At 71.0% G+C, this 21,893-nt stretch carries 18 protein-coding genes; 9 read left to right on the plus strand and 9 right to left on the minus strand.

From position 1 onward, the window contains the following. The first annotated feature begins 40 nt into the window (after positions 1 to 40). The gene (locus AB0J69_RS32815; protein ID WP_364125188.1) at positions 41 to 433 is read left to right on the plus strand and encodes a hypothetical protein; all 393 of its coding nucleotides are present in this window, start codon (positions 41 to 43) and stop codon (positions 431 to 433) included. Here AB0J69_RS32815 and AB0J69_RS32820 read toward each other — a convergent pair. After that, positions 368 to 1,213: a class I SAM-dependent methyltransferase gene (locus AB0J69_RS32820; RefSeq protein ID WP_364125191.1), complete on the minus strand. Its 846-nt coding sequence runs from the start codon at positions 1,211 to 1,213 to the stop codon at positions 368 to 370. The two genes, AB0J69_RS32815 and AB0J69_RS32820, sit on opposite strands and share 66 nt — an antisense overlap. An 89-nt stretch (positions 1,214 to 1,302) precedes the next feature. Next, the gene (locus tag AB0J69_RS32825; protein ID WP_364125194.1) at positions 1,303 to 2,598 is read right to left on the minus strand and encodes a cytochrome P450; all 1,296 of its coding nucleotides are present in this window, start codon (positions 2,596 to 2,598) and stop codon (positions 1,303 to 1,305) included. A gap of 180 nt (positions 2,599 to 2,778) precedes the next feature. Between AB0J69_RS32825 and AB0J69_RS32830 the strand changes: the two genes are divergently transcribed. The 4 genes from AB0J69_RS32830 (at position 2,779) to AB0J69_RS32845 (ending at position 7,737) form a co-directional block, all read left to right on the plus strand. Further along, the gene (locus tag AB0J69_RS32830) at positions 2,779 to 3,186 is read left to right on the plus strand and encodes a PaaI family thioesterase (protein WP_364125197.1); all 408 of its coding nucleotides are present in this window, start codon (positions 2,779 to 2,781) and stop codon (positions 3,184 to 3,186) included. A 111-nt stretch (positions 3,187 to 3,297) separates the two neighbouring features. Then, positions 3,298 to 3,735 carry a nuclear transport factor 2 family protein gene (locus AB0J69_RS32835; RefSeq protein ID WP_364125199.1) on the plus strand — a complete coding sequence of 146 codons (438 nt, stop codon included), beginning with the start codon at positions 3,298 to 3,300 and terminating at the stop codon, positions 3,733 to 3,735. Between the two features lie 124 nt (positions 3,736 to 3,859). Next, complete coding sequence (locus tag AB0J69_RS32840) at positions 3,860 to 6,892, plus strand: alpha/beta fold hydrolase (protein WP_364125202.1); 3,033 nt, start codon at positions 3,860 to 3,862, stop codon at positions 6,890 to 6,892. Continuing rightward, a complete protein-coding gene (locus tag AB0J69_RS32845; RefSeq protein ID WP_364125205.1) occupies positions 6,889 to 7,737 on the plus strand; it encodes an ABC transporter permease subunit in 849 nt (282 codons plus the stop codon). Before AB0J69_RS32840 ends, AB0J69_RS32845 begins: the two co-directional genes overlap by 4 nt. A gap of 514 nt (positions 7,738 to 8,251) precedes the next feature. Here the strand turns inward: AB0J69_RS32845 and glpK are convergent. The 3 genes from glpK to AB0J69_RS32860 all read right to left on the minus strand — a co-directional run bounded on the left by glpK (position 8,252) and on the right by AB0J69_RS32860 (position 11,636). Next, positions 8,252 to 9,763 (minus strand): glycerol kinase GlpK, encoded by a 1,512-nt coding sequence (glpK, locus tag AB0J69_RS32850; RefSeq protein ID WP_364125208.1) that lies wholly within the window; start codon positions 9,761 to 9,763, stop codon positions 8,252 to 8,254. Positions 9,764 to 9,785: 22 nt separating this feature from the next. Next, entirely contained in the window at positions 9,786 to 10,592 is an 807-nt protein-coding gene (locus AB0J69_RS32855; RefSeq protein WP_364125211.1) for an MIP/aquaporin family protein, read from the minus strand. A 603-nt stretch (positions 10,593 to 11,195) separates the two neighbouring features. Continuing rightward, positions 11,196 to 11,636 (minus strand): GNAT family N-acetyltransferase, encoded by a 441-nt coding sequence (locus AB0J69_RS32860; RefSeq protein WP_364125465.1) that lies wholly within the window; start codon positions 11,634 to 11,636, stop codon positions 11,196 to 11,198. 241 nt (positions 11,637 to 11,877) lie between these two features. Between AB0J69_RS32860 and AB0J69_RS32865 the strand changes: the two genes are divergently transcribed. Next, positions 11,878 to 13,998 carry a tetratricopeptide repeat protein gene (locus AB0J69_RS32865; RefSeq protein WP_364125214.1) on the plus strand — a complete coding sequence of 707 codons (2,121 nt, stop codon included), beginning with the start codon at positions 11,878 to 11,880 and terminating at the stop codon, positions 13,996 to 13,998. 27 nt (positions 13,999 to 14,025) lie between these two features. Here the strand turns inward: AB0J69_RS32865 and AB0J69_RS32870 are convergent, their stop codons facing one another. Together AB0J69_RS32870 and AB0J69_RS32875 are read right to left on the minus strand one after the other, a co-directional pair. After that, complete coding sequence (locus tag AB0J69_RS32870; RefSeq protein WP_364125216.1) at positions 14,026 to 14,892, minus strand: hypothetical protein; 867 nt, start codon at positions 14,890 to 14,892, stop codon at positions 14,026 to 14,028. Positions 14,893 to 15,101: 209 nt separating this feature from the next. Then, positions 15,102 to 15,494, minus strand: a complete 393-nt coding sequence (locus AB0J69_RS32875; RefSeq protein ID WP_364125220.1) for an ankyrin repeat domain-containing protein — start codon at positions 15,492 to 15,494, stop codon at positions 15,102 to 15,104. Between the two features lie 94 nt (positions 15,495 to 15,588). On the opposite strand from AB0J69_RS32875, the gene AB0J69_RS32880 reads away from it, so the two are divergent. Together AB0J69_RS32880 and AB0J69_RS32885 are read left to right on the plus strand one after the other, a co-directional pair. Then, positions 15,589 to 16,488, plus strand: coding sequence for a PAC2 family protein (locus tag AB0J69_RS32880; protein ID WP_364125223.1), 900 nt, complete (start codon positions 15,589 to 15,591; stop codon positions 16,486 to 16,488). A gap of 27 nt (positions 16,489 to 16,515) precedes the next feature. Further along, positions 16,516 to 17,556, plus strand: coding sequence for a Gfo/Idh/MocA family oxidoreductase (locus tag AB0J69_RS32885; protein ID WP_364125226.1), 1,041 nt, complete (start codon positions 16,516 to 16,518; stop codon positions 17,554 to 17,556). Between the two features lie 12 nt (positions 17,557 to 17,568). Here the strand turns inward: AB0J69_RS32885 and AB0J69_RS32890 are convergent, their stop codons facing one another. Next, positions 17,569 to 18,360: a tyrosine-protein phosphatase gene (locus AB0J69_RS32890; RefSeq protein WP_364125229.1), complete on the minus strand. Its 792-nt coding sequence runs from the start codon at positions 18,358 to 18,360 to the stop codon at positions 17,569 to 17,571. Between the two features lie 64 nt (positions 18,361 to 18,424). Between AB0J69_RS32890 and AB0J69_RS32895 the strand changes: the two genes are divergently transcribed. After that, entirely contained in the window at positions 18,425 to 19,297 is an 873-nt protein-coding gene (locus AB0J69_RS32895; RefSeq protein ID WP_364125231.1) for a hypothetical protein, read from the plus strand. On the opposite strand, the gene AB0J69_RS32900 is transcribed toward AB0J69_RS32895, so the two are convergent. Beyond that, entirely contained in the window at positions 19,294 to 21,846 is a 2,553-nt protein-coding gene (locus AB0J69_RS32900) for a tetratricopeptide repeat protein (protein ID WP_364125234.1), read from the minus strand. The two genes, AB0J69_RS32895 and AB0J69_RS32900, sit on opposite strands and share 4 nt — an antisense overlap. Positions 21,847 to 21,893 lie beyond the last annotated feature (47 nt).

Consider the following 21,893-nt stretch of genomic DNA (forward strand, 5'->3'; position numbering starts at 1 on the left):
CCCAGCCCCATGGGCCGCTGTGACTGCCACTATGCCGCCCATGTCGTTCGAAATCCGCCCCGCCCTCCCCAAGGACTCCGCGGCCATCGAAGCGGTGCGGATCGCCACCTGGCGCGTGGCCTGCAGCGGGGTCACGCCGGAGGCGTACCTGGCCGGGCTGGAGGTGCTGCCCGCCGAGTTCTCGACCGGCATGGGACGGGCCCTGATGACCGCCACCACGGAGGCGATGGCGGCGGCCGGCCGCGCGGAGGCCGGGCTGTGGGTGCCGGGCTGTGGGTGCCGGGCTGTGGGTGCCGGGCTGTGGGTGCCGGGCTGTGGGTGCCGGCGCGCAACGCCCGGGCGCGGCGGTTCTACGAGCGGTACGGGTTCACTCGGTCGGAGCGGGCGAAGGTGTTGCCGGATCCGCCGCTGGAGGCGGTGCACCATCGGCTGAGGCTCGCAGGGAGAACATGAGGGGGAATCCGGGGGCCTCGCCGGGCGAGCGGTACACGCCTCCGTCCTCGACGAGCGTGGCGAAGCGGCGGAACAGCGTGTGGTCGTGCTCGTGCAGGAACTCCACCCGCAGCCCGGCCGCCGCGACGGCGCTGACGATCTCGCCGAGGCCGTGCCGGAACTCCATCGTGGTCCGGTGTTCGAGGGGCTCGGCGCCGGTGTAGGTGTACGGCACTTCCCAGATGTGGGGGCCGCGGTGGAAGTAGTCGTACGTGACGGTGGTGCCCGTTTCGCTATCCAGGATGTCGGCGAATGGGTGGAATTCAGCGACATAGAGGAATCCGCCCGGTTTGAGGAGGGCGGCGACCGTCTCGGCCCAGCGGGTGAGGTCCGGCAGCCAGACGAGGGCGCCGATGCCCGTGTAGACGATGTCGTAGGTCTCACCGAGCGCCTCGGGGGCGTCGTACACGTCGGCGGTGACGAACCTCGCCGGAATGCCGCATTCGCCGGCGATCTTCCTGGCCTGCTCGACGGCGGGATCGGAGAAGTCGAGGCCGGTCACCTCGGCGCCGAGCCTGGCCCAGGAGAGGGTGTCGAGCCCGAAGTGGCACTGCAGGTGCACCAGGCGGCGCCCCGCCACCTCACCGACCTCTTCGACCTCGAACTCCCGCAGCCGGCTCCGGCCCGCCTTGAAACCGTCGACGTCGTAGAAGGCGCTGCTCACGTGGATGGGGACGCGGGCGTTCCAGTTGGCCCGGTTGACCTGCAGGTAGTCGTCCATGGCCGTGATCGTAGGCACGCGACCGGCGTCGGCGCACCAGCATTTCCACGTGTCCCACGGTCTCCTTCACCGGCTTCCCGGCCGGCCTTTCAGCGGCGGCGGCGGAGTCGTACGGGGAGGTGTTTGAGGCCGTTCTGGAAGTTGGAGGTGAGCCGTCGCGGGCTGCCGGCGAGCTCCACGTCCCAGGCGAGCAGTTCCCTGAAGATCGAGCGGAACTGGGCGCGGGCCAGGTGGGCGCCCAGGCAGAAGTGCGGGCCGAAGCCGAAGCTGACGTGGTCGTTCGGGGTGCGGGCGATGTCGAAGCGGTCCGGATCGGGGAAGACGGACGGGTCGCGGTTGGCGGCGGCGTGGTAGACGACCACCTTGTCGCCCGCCCGGACGGGTTGCCCGGCGAGGGTGAGGTCGCGGGTCGCCGTACGCCGGAAGTGCATGACCGGGGGCCAGAAGCGGAGCATCTCCTCGATCGCGAAGTCCAGCAGGGAGGGGTTCTCGCGCAGGCGGGCCAGCTCGGCGGGGTGCTGGAGGAGCGTGAGCAGGCCACCCGGGATGCCGTTGCGCAGGGTCTCGTTGCCGGCGACGGCGAAGAGGAAGAACATGTTCTCGAACTCGGCCTCCGTCAGGCCGCCCTTCCGCATCGCCGACATGACGGATTCGCCGTCCGCGGGGGTCTCGGCCAGGGCGTGGGCGTACGCGAACATGTCGGTCAGGGCCGCCCTCGATCGCGGGTTGACACCCGGCCGGAGCTCGGGCCTGGCCGCGAGGGCGAGCCGGCCCATGGGGCTGAGGGACTCGACGTCGGCCGTGGACAGGCCCGCGTAGTCGTCGTCCTGATAGCCGATCACGCGCGACGCCCAGTCGTACAGCAGCCGCTTGTCCTGCGCCGGGACGCCCATGACGTGGGCCAGCGTCCATACGGGCAGGTCGGCGGCCACCTCCACGAAGTCGCACTCGCCCTCCTCGAACAGCGCCGCCGCCCGCTCCGCGATCGTCCGCTCCAGGGCGCGCACGGCCCGCGGGGTGAACGCCGCCGCCACGATCCTACGCAGCCTGGAGTGGTCGGGCGGGTCCATGTTCAGCATCTGGACCTGGACGAACTCGAGGTCGGCAGGGGTGTCGGGGTCGCGGATCTGGGTGGCGCCGAGGTGCGAGGAGAAGTCCTGCGGGCTGCGGAGCACGTGCTTGACGTCGGGATGCCGGAAAACCGCCCAGTAACCGGGCCCCTCTCGCCAGGGTCCCAGCGGTGGTTCGGGGATCCAGCAGACGGGTGATTCGGCTCGTAGCCGGGCGAACAGCTCGTACGGTACGGCTCTGTCGTAGGTGGCCGGGATGAAGATCTCCACCACCGACCGCCCTGCCGCCCGGTGACCGCCGTCGATCTCCGACATCTCACCCTCCCGCTCTCACCTCGGACACATCCACCGGCTCGTACGAGGACAGCCGGCCGGACCCGGACAGCCGGGGCGGCACCGGCCGCCTTTCCACAGGCTCTCGCAGACCGCGACGCCTTATCCACAGGAGCCTCGCGCGGCCGCCCGCGCACGAACTCCAGCGTGCATGATGGCCGCGTGACTCCAGAAGACGCAGAGGCGATCCTCCAGGAATACTTCGCCCCCTGGATCCAGCAGCTCGGCCTGCGGGTCGAGGAGGTGGGCGACCGCCACGCGATCGTGCGGCTGCCCTGGTCCGACGACCTGGCCAGAGAGGGCGGCGGGCTGTCCGGCCAGGCGATGATGGCAGCCGCCGACACGGCCACGGCCATCGCCATCGCCTCGGCGCGCGGCGAGTTCGTGCCGATGACCACGGTTCAGCAGTCCACGACGTTCCAGCGCCCGGTGGTGGGCAAGGACGTCCTGCTCGACGTACGCATCACGAAGCTGGGCCGCACGCTGGCCTTCTCGGAGATCACCCTCACGCCGGAGGGCAGCCCCGAAACAGCGGCCCACGCCACGACGGTCTACGCGATCCTGGCCTGACCGGGCAGGCGAGATAGGCATGGCCCTTATCTCGCGGGTAATCGTCAAGCCGCGCTATCCAGAGGAGACTGTGGCAGCAACGTCCACCGAAACAGACTTCAAGGACAAACCATGACGACTCGCGAGACCGTGCAAGAGCTGCTGCGCCGTATGGGTGAGGGCGACTTCGACCGGATCGCCGAGCTGTTCGCGGAGCGGAGTGACTGGCGGTTCAACTGGCCCGCCGAAGGGCACCCGTCCGTGCCGTGGATCCGGCCGCGTTCGACCCGCCATGACGTGGCTGAGCATTTCCGCATGCTGGACGCGTACCACGTGGGTGAGCTGAACGGCACGTCGGTGACGCGGATCCTCGCCGACGGGGACGACGCGGTCGTCCTCGGCGACATCGTCCAGACCGTGAAGGCCACCGGCGCCGCCTACACCTCCCCCTTCGCCCTGCACCTCACGGTCGAGAACGGCCTGATCACCCGCTATCACATCTACGAGGACAGCCTCACCGTGGCCCGAGCCCTCTCGGGCACGGACGAGGACGAGCGGCAGGCGTCATGATCCGCCGGTTACCCGATCGGCCGGTTCCAAGATCGCCCAGTTCAGCCCTCTAGGGCACCTCTTCGCAGGTCCGGCGCGAGCGCCGTCTCAGGGATCTCTCAGGTGCGGAAAGTAGGCTCACCGCATGAAGCGTGTGGCCGCACTGGTTGTGGCACTCGCCCTCATCGGGGTGACGACGTGGCTCGTGTGGCCGTCGGCTCCTGCGGTGCGGGGCCAGGACCAGAAGATAACCGTCGTCGACGGACCAGCCGACGACCAACGGGTCGAGCTCGATACGACGTTCTTCCCGCCGCCCGAAGGCGGGAAGGCACCTGCCGTATTGCTCGCCCACGGTTTCGGCGGCAGCAAGCAGAGCATGAGGGATCAAGCGGTCCGCCTGGCCCAGCAGGGCTATGCCGTGATGACGTGGTCGGCACGCGGCTTCGGCCGTTCGACCGGCGAGATCGCGCTCAACTCGCCCGACTACGAGGTCAAGGACGTCAAGCAGCTGATCGACTGGCTGGCCAAGCGGCCGGAGGTCCAGCTCGACGCCTCGAACGACCCGCGCGTCGGCATCGCGGGCGGCTCCTACGGCGGCGCCATCGCCCTGATGACGGCGGCCCACGACCAGCGGGTCGACGCGATCGTGCCGCAGATCACCTGGTCCGACCTGGCCGACGCGCTGTTCCCCAACGCCTCCACCCAGCCCGCCCAGGCCACCACCGCTGACAGCACCACCGCCGACGGCAACACCGCTGACGGGACCACCACCGGCGCCGATTCCGGCGCTGCCACCCCGGCCGGTCAGGATTCCGGTGCCGCGGGCGGGGTCTTCAAGCGCATGTGGGCCGGCATCTTCTTCGGCCAGGGCGTCTCGCTGGACACCATGTCGCTGCTGGGCCGGCGGGAGGCCAGCGCGCCGCTGACGCCCGAGCAGGCGCGGTGCGGCCGGTTCCTGCCCCCGATCTGCGACATCTACCAGCAGGTCGCCAAGGACGGCAGGGCCACGCCGGAGGCCGTCGAGCTGCTGCGCAAGTCGAGCCCGATCACCGTGGCCGGCCAGATCAAGGCGCCGACCCTGCTGATCCAGGGCCAGCGCGACTCGCTGTTCCCGCTCAGCCACGCCGACGCCAACGCCAAGGCCATCGCGGCCGCCGGCACGCCGGTGAGCCTGGCCTGGTTCGACGGCGGGCACGACGGCGGCAACGGCGAGGTCGACTGGCTCTTCGACCAGTCCTCGGCCTGGTTCGCCCGCTACCTGAAGGGTGAGGGCTCGGCCGAGGCGGCGCCGCCGGTGAGCGCGTTCACGGTGACGCGTGACGGCGGCCGCGACCCCGGCACCCGCCAGCGCATCCGCCTCCACCCGGAGGCCGCCTCCTATCCGGGCCTCGCCGGGACCGACACCTCCGACGTCGAGCTGAGCGGCCCCGCACAGAACATCGTCAACCCGCCCGGCGGCGCCCCCGCCTCCATCTCGACCGTGCCGGGCATCGGCGGCCTGCTGGGTGGCCAGAGCACCGGCGGTGTCTCGATCGACATGCCGGGCCAGAGCGCCACGTTCGAGTCCGGCCCGCTCACCGCCCCGCTCCAGCTCACCGGCAGCTCCACCGTCAAGGTCAAGGTGTCGGGCAAGGGCGAGGCGACGCTGTTCGCCAAGCTGTACGACGTGGCGGACAGCACCCAGATGCCCATCCTGCCCGCCGGGCTGGTGGCACCCATCCGGGTGACGATCCCCGAGGGAGCGGGCAGCGCGGAGGCCACGGTCAACCTGCCCGCCGTGGACTACCGCTTCGCCGTGGGCCATCGGCTGCGCCTGGTCGTGACGACGACCGACATGGGGTTCGCGACGCCTGCCGAGCCGGCCACCTACCAGGTCGCGCTGGCCTCTCCCACCCTCGCGGTCCCCACGGTCCGCACCCTGGCCGCCGCTCCGACGGGCGTGGCGTGGTGGGTGTGGGCGATGCCGCTGGCCGCCGTGGTGGCCGCCGCCATCCTGCTGGCCACGGGCCGCTCCACGGGCCGCTCCCGCCTGCGCCGCCGCCCCGCCCTGGTCACGGCGGGCCAGGAGCTCGGGCAGCCGCACGACTCCCCGACCCTCGTGTCCGCCGCCAACGGCACCACCTCCGGCACCGCATCCCCGGCCACGTCCAACGGCAAGGCCGACGGGGCCTCGGGCCTGGCCGCTGCCAACGGCAGGACAGACGGGACCGCCGCCGAGGGCGCCACCACCGAAGCCACCACCGAAGCCGCCACCGACTCCACCATCACCGGCTCCGCCGCAACCGAGGCCGCCGGCACCGGTTCCACCACCGCCACCGGCGTCGGGGCCGTCCTCGCCGGTGCCACCGGCGCGAACGGCAGTCTCGGAGGTGGCGACGGTGCCTCGGGGCTCCGGTCGGATGGTGGGAAGGGCCGCGACGGGCTCGGCTCCCGACCCGACGAGGTGCCGCTGGAGATCAGTGGCCTGACGAAGGCGTACCGGAACGGCGAGCTGGCTGTCGACGGCCTGTCGTTCCGGGTCGAGCAGGGTCAGGTCCTGGGCCTGCTCGGGCCCAACGGCGCGGGCAAGACGACGACGATGCGGATGATGATGGGTCTCATCCAGCCGGACGCCGGCGAGATCCGCATCTTCGGCGAGCGCGTCACCCCGGGCGCCCCCGTACTGTCCAGACTCGGGTCGTTCGTCGAAGGGCCCGGCTTCCTGCCGCACCTGTCCGGACGCGACAACATCGAGCTGTACTGGGCCGCCACCGGCCGGCCCACGGCGGACGCGCGCTTCGACGAGGCGCTGGAGATCGCGAACCTGGGCAAGGCCCTGGAACGAGCCGTACGCACCTACTCGCAGGGCATGCGCCAGCGACTGGCCATCGCCCAGGCCATGCTCGGGCTGCCGGACCTGCTCGTGCTGGACGAGCCCACGAACGGGCTCGACCCACCCCAGATCCGTGAGATGCGCGAGGTGCTCAAGCGCTACGCGCGCGACGGCCGTACCGTGATCGTCTCCAGCCACATGCTGGCCGAGGTGGAGCAGACCTGCAGCCACGTCGTGGTCATGCGGCGCGGGCAGCTGGTCTCGACCGGTCCGGTGTCGCTGCTGCTCAGCTCGGCCACCGGCGCCAACGGGCACGGGCCGCGCCTGGAAGACGTGTTCCTCGACCTCATCGGAGACAAGTCATGACCGCCGCGACCGGCTACGCGCCGAACCGCACGCTGCCGTTGCGGGTGGAGATCGTCAGGCAGTTCAAGCGGCGGCGGACGCTGGTCATGTTCGGGCTGCTGCTGGCGCTGCCGTGGATCCTCGTGATCGCGTTCCAGTTCGGGCCGCAGCCGAGCGGGCAGGGACAGTCGTCGCTGCGCATCTCGGACCTGGCCACGGCCAGCGGCCTGAATTTCGCCGCGTTCGCCCTGTCGGTGTCGGCCAGCTTCCTGCTGGTGGTGGCGGTCGCGCTGTTCTGCGGGGACACCGTGGCCAGCGAGGCCAACTGGTCGTCGCTGCGCTACCTGCTGGCGGCACCGGTCCCCCGTGACCGGCTGCTGCGGCAGAAGCTGATCGTGGCGCTCGGCTACTCGGCGGCGGCGGTGATCTGCCTGCCGCTGATGGCGCTGCTCGCGGGCACGCTGGCGTTCGGCTGGGACGACATCCAGGTGCCCGGGACGGGTGAGACCATCCCGGCGCTCGACGTGCTGCCGCGCTTCGGGATCGTGATCGGGTACGCCCTGATCAGCCAGCTCGTGGTCGCCGGCCTCGCCTTCCTCGTCTCCACGATGACCGACTCCCCGCTGGGGGCCGTGGGCGGGGCGGTCGGCCTGTGGATCGTGTGCAACATCCTGCAGGCCGTCGAGGCCCTGGGGGTGCTGCGCGAGTTCCTGCCGACGTTCTGGAACAACGCCTGGCTGGATGCCCTGGCGCCGGAACTGGACTGGAGCGGGATGGCGAAGGGCGCCTCGGTTTCGATCACGTATGCGGCCATTCTGATCGCGATCGCGTTCCGGCGCTTCCGCCACAAGGACGTGGTCAGTTAGGGCGTCGGCGGGTCCGGGCCCGGACGGTCGTACGGGTCCGGACGGCGGCCCGGGTCGGACGGCGGCCCAGGTCCGGACGGTGGCCCGGGTCGAGACGGTGGCCCAGGTCCGGACGACCGCCGCCCAGAGGGCCGCCCCCTCGGAGACTGCCGTGCCGAAGTCCGGCTCCGCCGGGCCCTCTGGGAGGGGCACCGTCGGCACCTCGCCCCGCCAGCGCCGGCGCCACCACGAGGCGTGCGTGTCGACGCTGATCCGGTACACGTACGGATCGGGGTCGGCCTCGATCCTGCTCCACACCGCGCACGCCTTGGCCCGGGCCGTCTGTACCAGATCCTCGGGCCGTGGCCCAGTCGCGGGTCAGCAGGTACGCCGTACGGCAGAGCCGGTCATGCCGTTGCCCGGCATGGTCGGCGAACCCATCGCCCATCGTGTCCTCCAGCCAGCACCGCTCTCACGACGTACTACTGGCCGGAAACGCGATCAGGGTGACAAAGAGGTCAGGGTGACGAAGAGGTCAGTTCGTCCAGTCGAAGGCCTTGGTCACGGCCTTCTTCCAGCCCGCGTACCCCTGCTCCCGCTGCTCCTCGCTCCACCCCGGCTCCCAGCGGCGGTCCTCCGCCCAGTGGGCGCGCAGCTCGTCGGTGTCCCGCCAGTAGCCCACGGCCAGCCCGGCGGCGTACGCGGCCCCGAGCGCCGTGGTCTCGGCGACGACCGGGCGGCTGACGGGCACGCCGAGGATGTCGGACTGGAGTTGCATGCACAGGTTGTTGGCCGTGACCCCGCCGTCCACCTTGAGCACGTCCAGGACGACCCCGGAGTCCTGCTGCATGGCCTCCACCACGTCCCGGCTCTGGTAGCAGATGGCCTCCAAGGTGGCGCGGGCGAGGTGGGCCTCGTTGTTGTAGCGGGACAGGCCGACGATGGCGCCGCGGGCGTCGGCGCGCCAGTAGGGGGCGAACAGGCCGGAGAACGCCGGCACGAAGTACATGCCCCCGGAGTCCTCCACCTGCCGGGCCAGCGGCTCGCTCTGGGCCGCGGACGTGATCAGGTGGAGCTGGTCGCGCAGCCACTGCACGGCCGAGCCGGTCACCGCGATCGAGCCCTCCAGCGCGAACACCGCGGGCTCGTCGCCGAACTTGTAGGCCACGGTGGTGAGCAGGCCGCTCTCGGAGCGCACGCGGTCGGTGCCGGTGTTGAGCAGCAGGAAGTTGCCGGTGCCGTAGGTGTTCTTGGCCTCGCCGGGCGCGAAGCAGACCTGGCCGACGGTGGCGGCCTGCTGGTCGCCCAGGATGGCGGTGATCGGCACCTCGCCGCCGAACGGACCGTAGCGGAAGGTGGCGCCGTAGCCGGTGGGGTCGGCGGACGGGCGGATCTCGGGCAGCATCTCGCGCGGGATGCCGAAGTACGACAGGAGCTCGTCGTCCCAGTCCAGCGTGTCGAGGTCCATCAGCATCGTGCGGCTGGCGTTGGTCACGTCGGTGATGTGCACGCCGCCGTTGACGCCGCCGGTGAGGTTCCACAGGGTCCAGGTGTCGGTGTTGCCGAAGACGGCCTCGCCCCGGCCGGCCGCCTCGCGGACGCCGTCGACGTTCTCCAGGATCCACTGGATCTTGCCACCGGAGAAGTACGCTTCCGGCCGCAGGCCCGTACGGTCGCGGATGACCTGGCCGCGGCCGTCCCGGTCGAGGGCGGCGGCGATCTGGTCGGTGCGGGTGTCCTGCCACACGATCGCGTTGTAGTACGGGCGTCCGGTGCGCGGGTTCCACACCACCGTGGTCTCCCGCTGGTTGGTCACCCCCAGCGCGGCCAGGTCGTTGTCGTGCAGCCCCGTGCGCTGCAGCGTCGTCTGGACGACGGCGGCGGTCCTGGTCCAGATCTCGATCGGGTTGTGCTCCACCCAGCCGGCCCGGGGCAGGATCTGCTCGTGCTCGAGCTGGAACTTGGCGTACTCGGCGCCCTCGTGATCGAAGATCATGAAGCGGGTGCTGGTGGTGCCCTGGTCGACGGCGCCGACGAAATCAGGCATGGCGTTCTCCTCGGATCGGACGTCAGTCGGACGGCTTCACGGTGTCGCGGTCCTCTCCCTGGGGGAGGAAGGGGGCGATGCACACCTGGTACAGCCAGGCCCCGATGACGCCGCCGATCAGCGGCCCGACGATCGGGACCCAGAAGTACAGGTCGCCGTACTGATCTCGCCACGCGCCGCCGTAGCCGGTGAGGAAGCTGGCCAGGCGGGGCCCGAAGTCGCGCGCCGGGTTGATGGCGTAACCGGCGTCGGCGCCGAACGACATGCCGATCGCGACGATGAGCAGGCCGATGACGAACGGCCCCATGTTCGCGCTGGGCGCCATGTTCGCGGTGTCGGACAGGGCGAAGATGACGAAGAGCAGGATCGCGGTGCCGATGATCTGGTCGCGCAGCCCGCCCCACTGCGACACCGGCAGGGTGCCGTTGCCGGGCAGGGTGGAGAAGACGATCTGGGTCTTGATCGTACGTCCGGGGTCGGCCATGGCCAGGATCTCGGCGTAGTTCCAGCGCACGATGAGCGCGCCGATGAAGGCTCCGATCGTCTGCGCGATGGCGTACGGCATGACCTTGCGCCACGGGAAGCCGCGGAACAGGGCGAACCCCACCGTGACGGCGGGGTTGAGGTGCGCGCCCGTGGTGCGGCCGGCAACGTAGACGCCGAGCGCGACCCCGATCCCCCACGCCCAGGCGATGCTGTCGTGGTCACCGAGCTCCGCCGCCACCACCTGGGCGACGACCCCCGCCCCGAACAGGATGAGCACCATCGTCCCGGCGCACTCCGCGATGAGCTCGCCGGCCAGCCCCATCCGACCCAGTCGTCCGGCCACCTGTCACCTCCTTGCAGCGTTGTGTGCCATTCCCGATTTCGGGGACTACATACGGACTGTAAGAGATCGGTTGCTTAAAGTAAGAATCGCGCCGTGGAGATGAGCGGCGGGCTCGACGCCGGGAAAGCGGCTGGAGACGCTCGATCGGCTCGCCGCGCAGACCTTCGACGTGCTGGTCATCAGCGGTGAGGGTGTGACGGGCGCGGGCGTCCGCGCTGGAGGGGCGTACGCCGCCCGAGGTCCGGCACCCGCCCCGTCGTCGGTCAGGGGCCCGCAGGATGGTGCCGGGCCCGCGCACCGACGTGCTGGCCGGCGGAGGTGCTCGGCTGGGGCGGGCCGGGTGGAGCAGGAGATCTCCCGCTGCCGCAGCCCTGGTGGAGGCCGAGCGCACCGCTCTCGCCCAGGCGGAACCTCCGGCCCGGACGCGGCGACGGCCCGAGCCGGGCAAAACCCGCAGGCCGATCAGGTCTCACGGGCCGTCGGGTCTCGCAGGCAGGTCAGACCACGCAGGCCGTCAGATCACGCAGGCGGGTCAGACCACGCAGGCCGTCAGATCACGCAGACCGGGCAGACCACGCAGGCGGGTCAGATCTCGCGGGCCGGTCAGATCTCGCGGACGAACGTCACCAGGCTGGTGCCCGGGCCGTTGTAGCCGGGCACGGGGTCGCCGGCCTCGAAGCCCATGCGGCGGTGGAAGGCGATCGAGGTCTCGTTGACCGGCGCGGTGACGGCCCTGACGACAAACCGGCCGTGCCCCCGGGCGAGGTCGAAGAACCGCTCGTACATGATCCGGGCCAGGCCGCTCTTCCGGGCGGCGGGAGAGACGCCGACGAAGTGGATGTACGCCTCGTCGGGCAGCGACGGCGACGGGAACCCGATCAGGAACCCGGCCAGCGCGCCCGTGTCGGACGAGGCGATCAGGCTCGTGCGGTGGAAGTGGTCGAGGAAGAGCCGGGGCAGGGCGGGCAGGACCGGACGGCCCCACCAGTCGTCGACCACGGCCGCGATGGCGTCGTAGTCGTCAGGGACGGCGAGGCGCAACATGCGCACGACAGGTGTCAGTCCCAGTGCGGGGGCCTGTTGTCGAGGTAGAAGGCGTCGGTGTCGCGCTCCCGCCAGTCGCCCCAGCCGAGGTCGGTGTCGTCCGCGGTCTGCTCAGGTAGAAAATCTTCCACGCCGTACATACTACCGAGGCGGACAAACCGATACCCAGCGTGTCCGCAGGTCCAAGGACAGGCCGCGGGCGCCGCTGTACGATGCGAGAGCAGGTGTCGCCGATCCCCCCGTGAGGCTGCCCATGGCCACCCCGTCAGGCTGGCGGAGAGAAGGCAATCTACCGGCGGAGCTCACCAGCTTCATCGGACGGACACGTCTCCTCGCCAACCTCAAACGGCACCTGGGCGAATCCCGCCTGGTGACCGTCACCGGCATCGGCGGTGTGGGGAAGTCACGCACCGTGCTGCGGCTGGCTCATCAGGTGCGCTCCCACTATCCCGACGGTGTCTGGTTCGCCGACCTGGCCCGGCTGCAGGACGCCGGCATGGTCAAGCACACCATCGCCTCCGCGCTCGGCATCGCCGACCAGTCGTCGCGGGCGGAGTCGGAGTCGCTGTCGGAGTGGGTCGGCGAGCGCGACATGCTGCTCATCATCGACACCTGCGAGCACCTGGTGCAGGGCTGTGCCGAGCTGGTCCACGAGCTGCTGGAGGCGGCGCCCAACCTGAAGGTGCTGGCCACCAGCCGCCAGTCGCTGCACCTGCCCTACGAGCACGTGGTCCCCGTGCCGCCGCTGCAGGTGCCGGGCGACGATCCGGCCGAGAGCCTGTTCACCAACGAGTCGGTGCAGCTCTTCGCGGCCCGTGCCGGGGCCAGCGTGCCCGACTTCGTGCTCGATGAGGACAACATCGCGCCCGTCGCCGAGCTGTGCCGCAGGCTCGACGGCATCCCCCTCGCCATCGAGCTGGCCGCGGTGCGGCTGCGGGCCCTGTCCGTGGAGCAGATCCTCGGGCTGCTCGCCGACCGGTTCAGCCTGCTGGCCGGGGCCAGCCGGACCGCGCTGCCCCGCCACCAGACGCTGCGGGCGGCCATCGGCTGGAGCCACGAGCTGTGCGAGCCCGCCGAGCGGCTGCTGTGGGCGCGGCTGTCGGTGTTCGCGGGCGACTTCGAGCTCGACGCGGCCCGCTTCGTCTGCTCCGACGGGCGGCTGCCGTCGGAGGACATCACCGACCTCGTCACGGGGCTGGTGGAGAAGTCGATCCTGCTGATCAGGAGCAACCACGCCGGGGTGCGCTACAAGCTGATCGACACACTGGCCGAATACGGCGAGGAGTGGCTGGAGAAGCTCGGCCAGAAGGAGCAGATGCGCCAGCGGCATCTGGAGTACTACCTGAGCCTGGCCCAGCGCAGCGAGGACGCCTGGTCGGGGCCGCGGCAGATCTACTGGTTCGTCCGGATGCGGCAGGAGCACGACAACGTACGCGTCGCGCTGGAGCACGCGCTCAACTCGCCGGGCAAGTCCGCGCTCGCGCTGACGCTGCTGTCGTCGCTGTGGTTCATGTGGGTGTGCTGCGGGTTCGCCCGCGAGGGGCGCCTCTACCTGGAGCGGGCGCTGGAGGCCAACCCCACCGTGAGCAAGGAACGGTGCAAGGCGCTGTGGGTGCTCTCCTACGTCAAGAGCGCCCAGGGCGACAGCGCCGGGGCGCTCCAGGCGGCCGAGAAGTGCAGCACCGAGGCCGTCCGGGTGGGCGACTCCAGGGCGGTGATCCTGGCCTCCAAGATGCAGGGCACGGCGGCGCTGCTCCAGGGCGACCTGCAGAAGGCGAGCGCGCTGCTGGGCGTGGCGATCGAGTTCAACACCGACAACAAGGAGCTCAACCCCGGCCTGCTGCCCGCCATCGTCGAGCTGTCGCTGGTGCTGACCGCGCAGGGGGAGCTGTACGAGGCCGAGTCGCTGCTGCAGGACTGCCTGCAGGTGTGCACGGAGCGCGGCGAGCTGTGGCTCAGCTCGCACGCGCAGTGGGCGCTGGCCGGCACCCGGCTCGCGTCGGGCCGGCACGAGGAGGCGTTGCAGAACACCAGGGAGGCGCTGCGCATCAAGCGGCACTTCCACGACACGCTCGGCATGCTGCTGGCGCTGGAGACGGCGGCGCGGATCTTCGCCGCGTCCGACCAGGTGCCGCTGGCCGCGCGGCTGCTCGGGGCGCTGCAGCAGAACTGGCGGACGGCCGGCCTGCCGCAGCTCGGAGCGCCGTGGATGACCGGGGAGCACGACGCCTGCGTACGCGAGTGCAAGCGGCACATGGGTGAGCTGGCCTACAAGGACGCGTTCGAGGAGGGCGCCCGGCTCGACCTCGACGAGGCGTCCGGAATCGCGCTCGACGATCCGGACGCCCCTGACGAGAGCTGAAACGGGACCTTTGGAAAGCGGGACCTTCTAGACGGCCTGCGGCCAGCGGGTGCCGTCAGGCCAGGCGTGCACGTAGCGCGCGCTGCCGAGCGAGAACTCTATGTGGCCGCGCACCCAGTGCTCCAGGCCGCGTACGTACTTGCGGACCGGGAGGGGAGCCCACTGCTCGAGCGCCGTCCGGCGGTCGAGGAACGCGGCGATCGCGTCGTTGTGCATCTCCGAGACCTCGCGCAGCGCGTCCTGGAGGATGAGCGACTTGTGGGTGGCCAGTACGGTGACGAGGTTGTGCCGGGCCTTGTCGTTGCCGCGCTCCTTCGCGTATGACAGCAGGTCGTTGTCCCAGCCGATGAGGTCGCACGCCAGGTCGGAGAGCATCCGCACGTCGGGGTGGTGCCATTCCTCCGCCTCCAGCCGGTAACCGCCTCCCGCGTCGATGAGCGCGAAGCAGGTGTAGGTGGCCCCAGTGATGCGGCGCATCAGCACGTAGTCCTCGGGAGTGGGGATGAGGTCGGCCTCCCGGTTGGCCGCCTCCCAGATCTGGGCGAAAAGGTATTCCTTCACCGTGGTCCGCCACCGGTCCACCTGCGCGGGGGTGGCGTACTCCGAGATCCGGCGGAGGAGCTCGCTGAGGGCGAGGCCGAACGGGTCGTCGGCTTCGGCCTCCCGGCGCCCGTCGAGGATCTCGAGGAGCGGCGGCAGGGCGCGGGCGAGTGCGGAGGCCCGGTGCCCCATCAGCTCGCCTTCGCAGAACGCGTCGTCGAAGGCGAACAGCCAGTTGTACCAGTCGTTGATCAGCCGGAGGCTGTCACGCGGCACGGTGGGGTTCGTGCGTGCCGCGAGCAGGCCGATCTTGGAGCGCCGGAAGTGCTCGATCGTGTCGGCGCCGTTGAGCATGTGTGAGGCGGCCAGCCATGCGTGGCTCTCCGCGTCGACCTCCGAGGCATGAACGTTGATCTCATTCGGGAACGGACATGGCAGCGGAGGGATGTGGAGTGGTCGCCTACTGAAGGAGTGCGCAGAAGTAGCCACGCCATCCAGCATGACTATGGACTGTTCGAAAGGCCACACTCGACAACTTCGAGCCCTTTAATGCTTATTTCATACTATGAATCACTTTGCGAGAACCATTGGATAAACTCGTCATTCGCGAACATTAGCGCGGTGTCCCGCGCGGAGGGCTGCCCGGCATCGGGGTCGGCACCAGCCTCCATCAGGGCCCTGACCACGGCGGACTCCTTTTTGAACACGGCACCGGCGAGCGGCGTCTGCCCACGGTCGTTGACCCGGTTCGGATCGGCTCCGCGTGTTACAAGCATGCGTACGGTCTCAGCGTGACCGTAATAAGCCGCCAGCATCAGCAAAGTGTCACCTTTGCCGTTGGTCAGGTTGGCCGGCACCCCGGCCTCGACGTACGAGCGCAACGCCTCGGTGTCGCCCGCCCTGGCCAGGTCGAACATCCTGGTGGCGAACTCCTCCAGCTCCGGGTCCCCGTCCATGACCCCATTGTCCCTCGATAGGGTGCCCTGCACGGAATCGTTCCGACGCGCCGTAGGTTCTGGAGAAGAGTACCTAGGGAAAGGCTGTCCAACCGTGTTCGACCCGAAGGATCTCTACAAGCTCGCAGAAGACGCGCCCGAGCTGCCCGATCCGGTGTTGCTGTACCACTTCGACGGTTTCGTCGACGCCGGCGGCGCTGGACGTCTCGCGCTGGGCCACCTGCTGGCCGAGCTGGAGCACCGGGTCGTGGCGACGTTCGACGTGGACCGGCTGCTCGACTACCGGTCCCGGCGGCCCATCATGACGTTCGACACCGACCGGTGGGTGGAGTGCGAGAGCCCGGAGCTGGCCGTCCATGTCGCGAAGGACTCGACGGGGACGCAGTTCCTGGTGATGAGCGGGCCCGAGCCCGACCGGGAGTGGGAGCTGTTCACCAGGGCCGTGGCGGCGCTGGTCGAGCGGCTGCGGGTGAGCAAGATCGTGACGTTGCACGGGATCCCGATGGCGGTCCCGCACACCCGGCCGCTCGGCATCACGATGCACGCCAGCAGGCCCGAGCTGATCAATTCGCAGACCAGCGCGTTCGGGCGGGTCCAGGTGCCGGGGAGCGTCGCGGCGCTGCTGGAGCTGCGGCTCGGGGCGCAGGGGCACGACGCGCTGGGATACGCGGTGCACGTGCCGCACTACCTCTCGCAGGCCGAATACCCGACCGCCGCCGTGACCGGCCTGGAGGCGGTGACGAGGGGGACGGGGCTGGTGTTCCCGATGGACGGGCTCCGCGACGCCGCCCGGCGTACGACGACGGAGATCGAGGAGCAGATCCAGGCCTCCGCCGAGCTGTCCACCGCGATCAGCGGGCTGGAGCAGCAGTACGACGCGTTCGCGGGCGGCGCGGAGCGGGAGAACCTGATGGCCGAGACGACGCCCATGCCCACGGGCGACGAGCTCGCCGCCCAGTTCGAGCGCTTCCTCGCCGAGCGGGACGACGAGTAGCGCCCGCCGTCCGTATAGCCTGGATCGATGAGTGACATCCGGGTCGGGCTGGTCGGCTACGGCACCGCGGGGGCCTACTTCCATGCCCCGCTCATCCACGCCACCCCCGGCCTGTCGCTGGCAGCCGTCGTGACCAGGAATCCCGATCGCCAGGCCGAGGTCGCCGGGAGATACGGCGCGGCGGCGGTGGCCGACGTCCAGCAGCTGTGGGAGCGGTGCGACCTCGTCGTGGTCGCCTCCCCCAACCGGACCCACGTCGCCACGGCCGCCTCCGCGCTCACCCAGGGCCTGCCCGTGGTCGTGGACAAGCCGCTGGCCCGGACCGCCGAGGAGGGGCGCGAGCTGGTGCGCCTGGCCAAGGAGCGGGGCCTCATGCTGACCGTGTTCCACAACCGGCGCTGGGACGGCGACTTCCGCACCGTGCGGCGGCTGGCCGGCGAGGGGCGGCTGGGCGAGGTGCTGCGGTTCGAGTCGAGGTTCGAGCGGTGGCGGCCGGTGCCCAAGGGCGGCTGGCGCGAGGCCGGCGGGCCGGAGGAGGTCGGCGGGCTGCTCTACGACCTGGGCAGCCACCTCGTCGACCAGGCGGTGCGGCTGCTCGGGCCGGTGCGCGAGGTCTACTGCGAGAGCAATGTCCGGCGCCAAGGGGTGGGCGCGGACGACGACACGTTCATCGCGCTGACGCACGCCGGCGACGCCCGGTCACACCTGTGGGCCGGCTCGATGGCCGCCCGGCCGGGGCCCCGGTTCCGGGTGCTCGGCTCTTCCGCGGCCTTCGAGAAATACGGGATGGACGTGCAGGAGGAGCGGCTGCGGGCCGGCATGACGCCTGACTCGCCGGGGTTCGGCGACGACGAGGAGGAGCGCTGGGGCGTGCTGGGCACGCCGGACGAGCGGGAGATCGTACGCACCGAGCCGGGCTCGTACCTGGACTTCTACCGGGGCGTGGCGGCGGCGCTGCGCGAGGGCGCGGCGCCGCCGGTGGATCCGGAAAGCGCGGTCGAGGTGCTGGCCGTCCTCGAGGCGGCCCGGCTGTCGGCCACCCAGCGGATCGTCGTCCACCTGAGCTGACCGCCGCGCGGGTCAGTCGCGCAGGCGGGAGCGCATGGCGGCGGTGTCGGCGTCCGTCCAGCCGTGCCGGGCCAGCCACCCCATCGGCCCGCCGAACCGGTCCTCCAGCACGCCGAGGAACTGCTCGATGTAGCGGGCCCTGGGCATGTGGTCGTCGGCCGGGCGGGAGTCGAGGTCGCCCCGGTAGGTGTCGCTGCCCCGCAGCCGCTTGAGGATCAGCTCCAGCCGCTCCCCCGTGGCCACGTAGTCCTCGACGATCGCCGCCCGGGTGGCGCCCGCGATCTCCAGCGCCAGCGCCGACAGCACCCCGGTGCGGTCCTTGCCCGCCGCGCAGTGCACCAGCGAGGCCCCGTCGTCCATCGCCATCACCCGCAGCGCGGCCACCACGGCGTCCGGCCGGTCGCGCAGGTAGCCGAAGTAGAACCCGGTCACCCGCAGCTCCTCGTCCAGCACCCGCTCGGCCCAAGGCAGCACCCGGTCGCCGTCGATGCTGTCCGCCTCGACGTCGGTGTGCCGGCCGCCCTCCGCGAACAGCGTCAGATGGTGGTGCCGCACCTCCGGCACCTGGGTCAGCGGGCCGGGGCCCTCCAACGAAACCTCGGCGGTGGAGCGGAGGTCCACCACGTGCCGCAGTTTCAGCTCGCCCACGAGCAGGGCCACGTCCGCGGGGGTGAGACCCTGCAGATTGTCGGCGCGGAAGATCCGCCCGTGACGGGTGCGGCCACCGTCACGAGTCGGCAATCCGCCCAGGTCACGCGCGTTCACCGCGCCTTCCAGGTCGATCCACCTCGTCATCTCGCTCATTATTACGACCCTATATGTCCGCCAAACATGAGCGAATTCGAGGTTCATAACGCAGCATGAACGTATGGATCCACGAGCTCTGCCTCCACGGCTGGTGATCGATCCTTCGCTGCACCCGGAGATCTCGGTCGAGCTGCGGTCGAGCCCGCACATTCTCCGCCTGGCTCGTTCCGGCGCGCGCATGGACACCACCCACAACCCCGCCCTGCTCTTCGTCCTGCCCGCCTTCCTGCTGCTGATCTACATGTTGACCGGCAGCCCGGGCCTGTTCGTCGCGGGCATGGGCGTCGGCCTGATCGTCCTGATCCGGTGGATGGCGATGGACACCACATATCGGTCCACCAGGCGAAGACTCCGGCTGGCCCAGTCGCACGCCGAGCACTACATCCTGCCGGAGGACCTGGACTATCCCTGCCAGATGTTGTTGCGGCGGGCGCAGAACGCCGTCGAAGCGATCATGAACTCCAAGGTCCACAAGGCCGGCCTGATCGACAGCATCGAGAACACCGTGTCGCTGCCCGAGGAGATCTGGCAGATCGCCCAGCGGCTGCGGCGGCTGTCGTCGATGCACGCCGAGCACGGCAAGCTCATCCCGCGCGAGCTGCCGCCGGGCATGGAGGACGCGTTCAAGCCGTACACGAGCGCGCTCGACGCCGCCTGGACGTCGCTGTCCCAGCGCGTACGCCACCTGGAGAAGTACGCCAAGCAGGTGCTCAAGGCGGACAAGGTCTACCACGCCCACACCCGGCTGGAGCGGCTGGCCGCCAAGACCCCCGAGTACCAGCAGCTCCTCGCCGAGAACGTGCGCGACGAGCTGGCCCACCAGCGCATCAGGGAGCTGTCCGACCAGGCGGCACACGTGCGCAAGCTGTTCGAGGAGAGCATCCTGCAGGCCAGACAGGCGGCCGGGGAGCTGCTACGCAGCCCGCTCACCTAGGTGGCGGGCGTCGCGCGCCGCAGGAGCTCCAGGGTCCTGCGCATACCGGCCTCGTTCCCGAGGCTGCGGTAGATCTCCCTGGCCTGCTCCAGCGGCTCCACGGCGGCCTCGTGCCCGCCCGCGTCGAGGTGCGCCTCGCCCAGGTAGCGCAGGCTCATCGCCATCCACCACCGGTCCTCCAGCTCCTCGAACCCCTGCATCGCCCGCCGCAGCTCCCGGTCGGACTCCTCGATCCGCCCAAGCCTGGCCAGCGCCCGCCCGGCCGACACCGCGTTCCTGGCCACCCCCCATGAATCGCCCAGCGCGACCAGGATCTCCTCGGCCCGCCGGACGTAGTCCAGCTCGCGCAGCCCGTTGGCCGGATCGCCGACCTCCCCGGCCGCCCGCAGGCAGCGGGCCTCCTCCCACAGCTCGCCGCGCTGCCTGAACATCTCGGACGCCCGGTCGAGGCTGAACCCGGCCCTGGCGAACAGGTTGGCGGCCAGCCGGTGGTCACCCGCGCGATACTCGCCGCGCGCCTGCGCCGCCAGCACCTCGCCGTAGACGCGCAGGGTCTGGGCCTCGGAATAGCGGTTGCCGGCCCGCTTGAAGATCTCCAGCGCGTCCTCCAGCAGCTCCCTGGCCTCCTCCGGCCGCCGCTCGGCCATGCGCATCTCGGCCAGGTTGCGCTGGGTGCGGGCCATCCACCAGGGGTCGTCCTCGCCCTTGAACGCGGTGATGGCCCCCATGAGGAAGTCCTGCGCCCGGTCCAGGTGGCCGTCGCTGAACAGCGTCATCCCGATCGTCCGCATGGCCCTGGCCGCCCACCACGACTCGCCCAGCTCGGTGCAGATCTCCAGCGCGCGTTCGGCCTCGTCCAGCGCCCGCCCGCGCACGCCCAGGCCGCCGTGCACGGCGGCGCTGTCGAGCAGCGCGATGGCCAGCGAGCGCCGGTCGCCGGTGTGCGCGGCGGCCTCGCAGCCGATCCGCGCCACCGCCGACCAGTCGGCCCAGTACGCCCGCAGCGAATGGCACAGCGAGCAGAACGCCCTGGCCAGCCCCCACGTCAGCTCCCACAGCCGGAGCTGCTGGGCCAGGTTGATCATGGCGAGGAGCGAGAGCCGCTCGGCGTTGAGCCAGTCGCCGGCCTTGACCTGCCCGTCGGCGCTCGACCGCCGGCCGCCCCGGCTCCAGTCCTGCGGCCAGCGGTTCTGGGCCGCCTCCTCGGCGCGGCGGCGGTAGCCGTACAGCACCCGCTCGATCGCGGCCCTGCGGCGCTCCTCCCCGTCCTGGCCGGCCAGCTCGGCGGCGAACACCCTGACCAGGTCGTGCAGGCGGTAGCGCATCGCGCCGGTCTGGTCGGTGCCCGAGCACTCGGCGAGCTGGGCGTCGATGAGCGCCTCCAGCTGGCCGGCGCCGTCGAGCCCGGAGATGTCGAGCAGCTCGCCGGCCACCCAGCCGGGCACGTCGGGCGCGGTCAGGGCGCTGAGCAGGCGCAGCAGGCGGCGCTGCATGCCGGTGCAGTCGTCGTAGCTGAGCTGTACGGAGGCGCGCACGCTCTTGTCCACCGTGGGCGCCACCTCGAGCTGGTCGAGGCGGCGGCGCGTGTCCGCCAGCCGGCCGGCCATCTCGCGCATCGTCCACTGCTCGCGGGTGGCGAGCCGGCCGCCGCAGATGTTGATGGCCAGCGGCAGGTAGTCGCAGAGCCGTACGACCTCCTTGGCGGCGTCCAGGTCCTCGACGATCCGGGCGCCGCCGGCCAGCCTGGCCAGCAGCTCCACGCCGTGCGCCTCGCTGAACACGCCGAGCCGCGTGTCGTGCGTGCCGTTCAGGAACAGCGGCGCCCGCGACGTGACCAGCACCGCGCAGCCCGGCTCGGCCGGGATCAGCGGTTTGACCTGGGCGGCGTCGTGGGCGTTGTCCAGGCCGATGAGGATCCTGCGGCCCTTGGTCCAGGTCAGCCAGAGCTTGCGCAGCTCCTCCAGCCCGCCGGGGTCGGTGGTCAGGCGCACGTCCAGCGCGCGCAGGAAGCCGATCAGCACCTCCTCGGGCCGCACGGGCGCGTCCACGCCGCCGCGCAGGTCGGCGTAGAGGCGGCCGTCGGGGAACCAGCCGGCGACCTCCTGCCCGAACCTGGTCATGAGCGCGGACTTGCCGACGCCGCCCCGGCCGTACACGGAGACGACCAGCGGCGGTGAGAGGTCGGAGGACCTCCTCCGGGTGGTGAAGACCTCGCGGAGCTCGGCCAGCGCCTCGGCGCGGCCGGTGAAGTGCTCGGGGACGGGCGGCCACTGGTCGGGGGCGACCGAGCCCGGCTCCGATCGGGCCTGGCGCCTGTTGCTCCGCGACTCGGTGGTGGCCCAGGTGGTCAGCCCGACCAGGAGGGCGGCGGCCATGGTCACGCCGATCTTGGCGGCGGGCGGGATCTCCCACTCCACGGACGCGGCCAGCACGCTCGCGGCGGCGGCCGCCAGGCCGGCGGAGACGGGCGCCGCCCACGGCAGCTTCCGCCGCCGTCGCGGTTTGTCGGGTAAGCCCCCTGTCACCTTGTCGGGCAGGTCCCCTGCCAACGAACACCCCCTTCCCGGGGTGATTCAAGCCGATGGGGCACGGCCTG

The organism is Nonomuraea sp. NPDC049709, assembly GCF_040674815.1.
Classification (GTDB): domain Bacteria; phylum Actinomycetota; class Actinomycetes; order Streptosporangiales; family Streptosporangiaceae; genus Nonomuraea.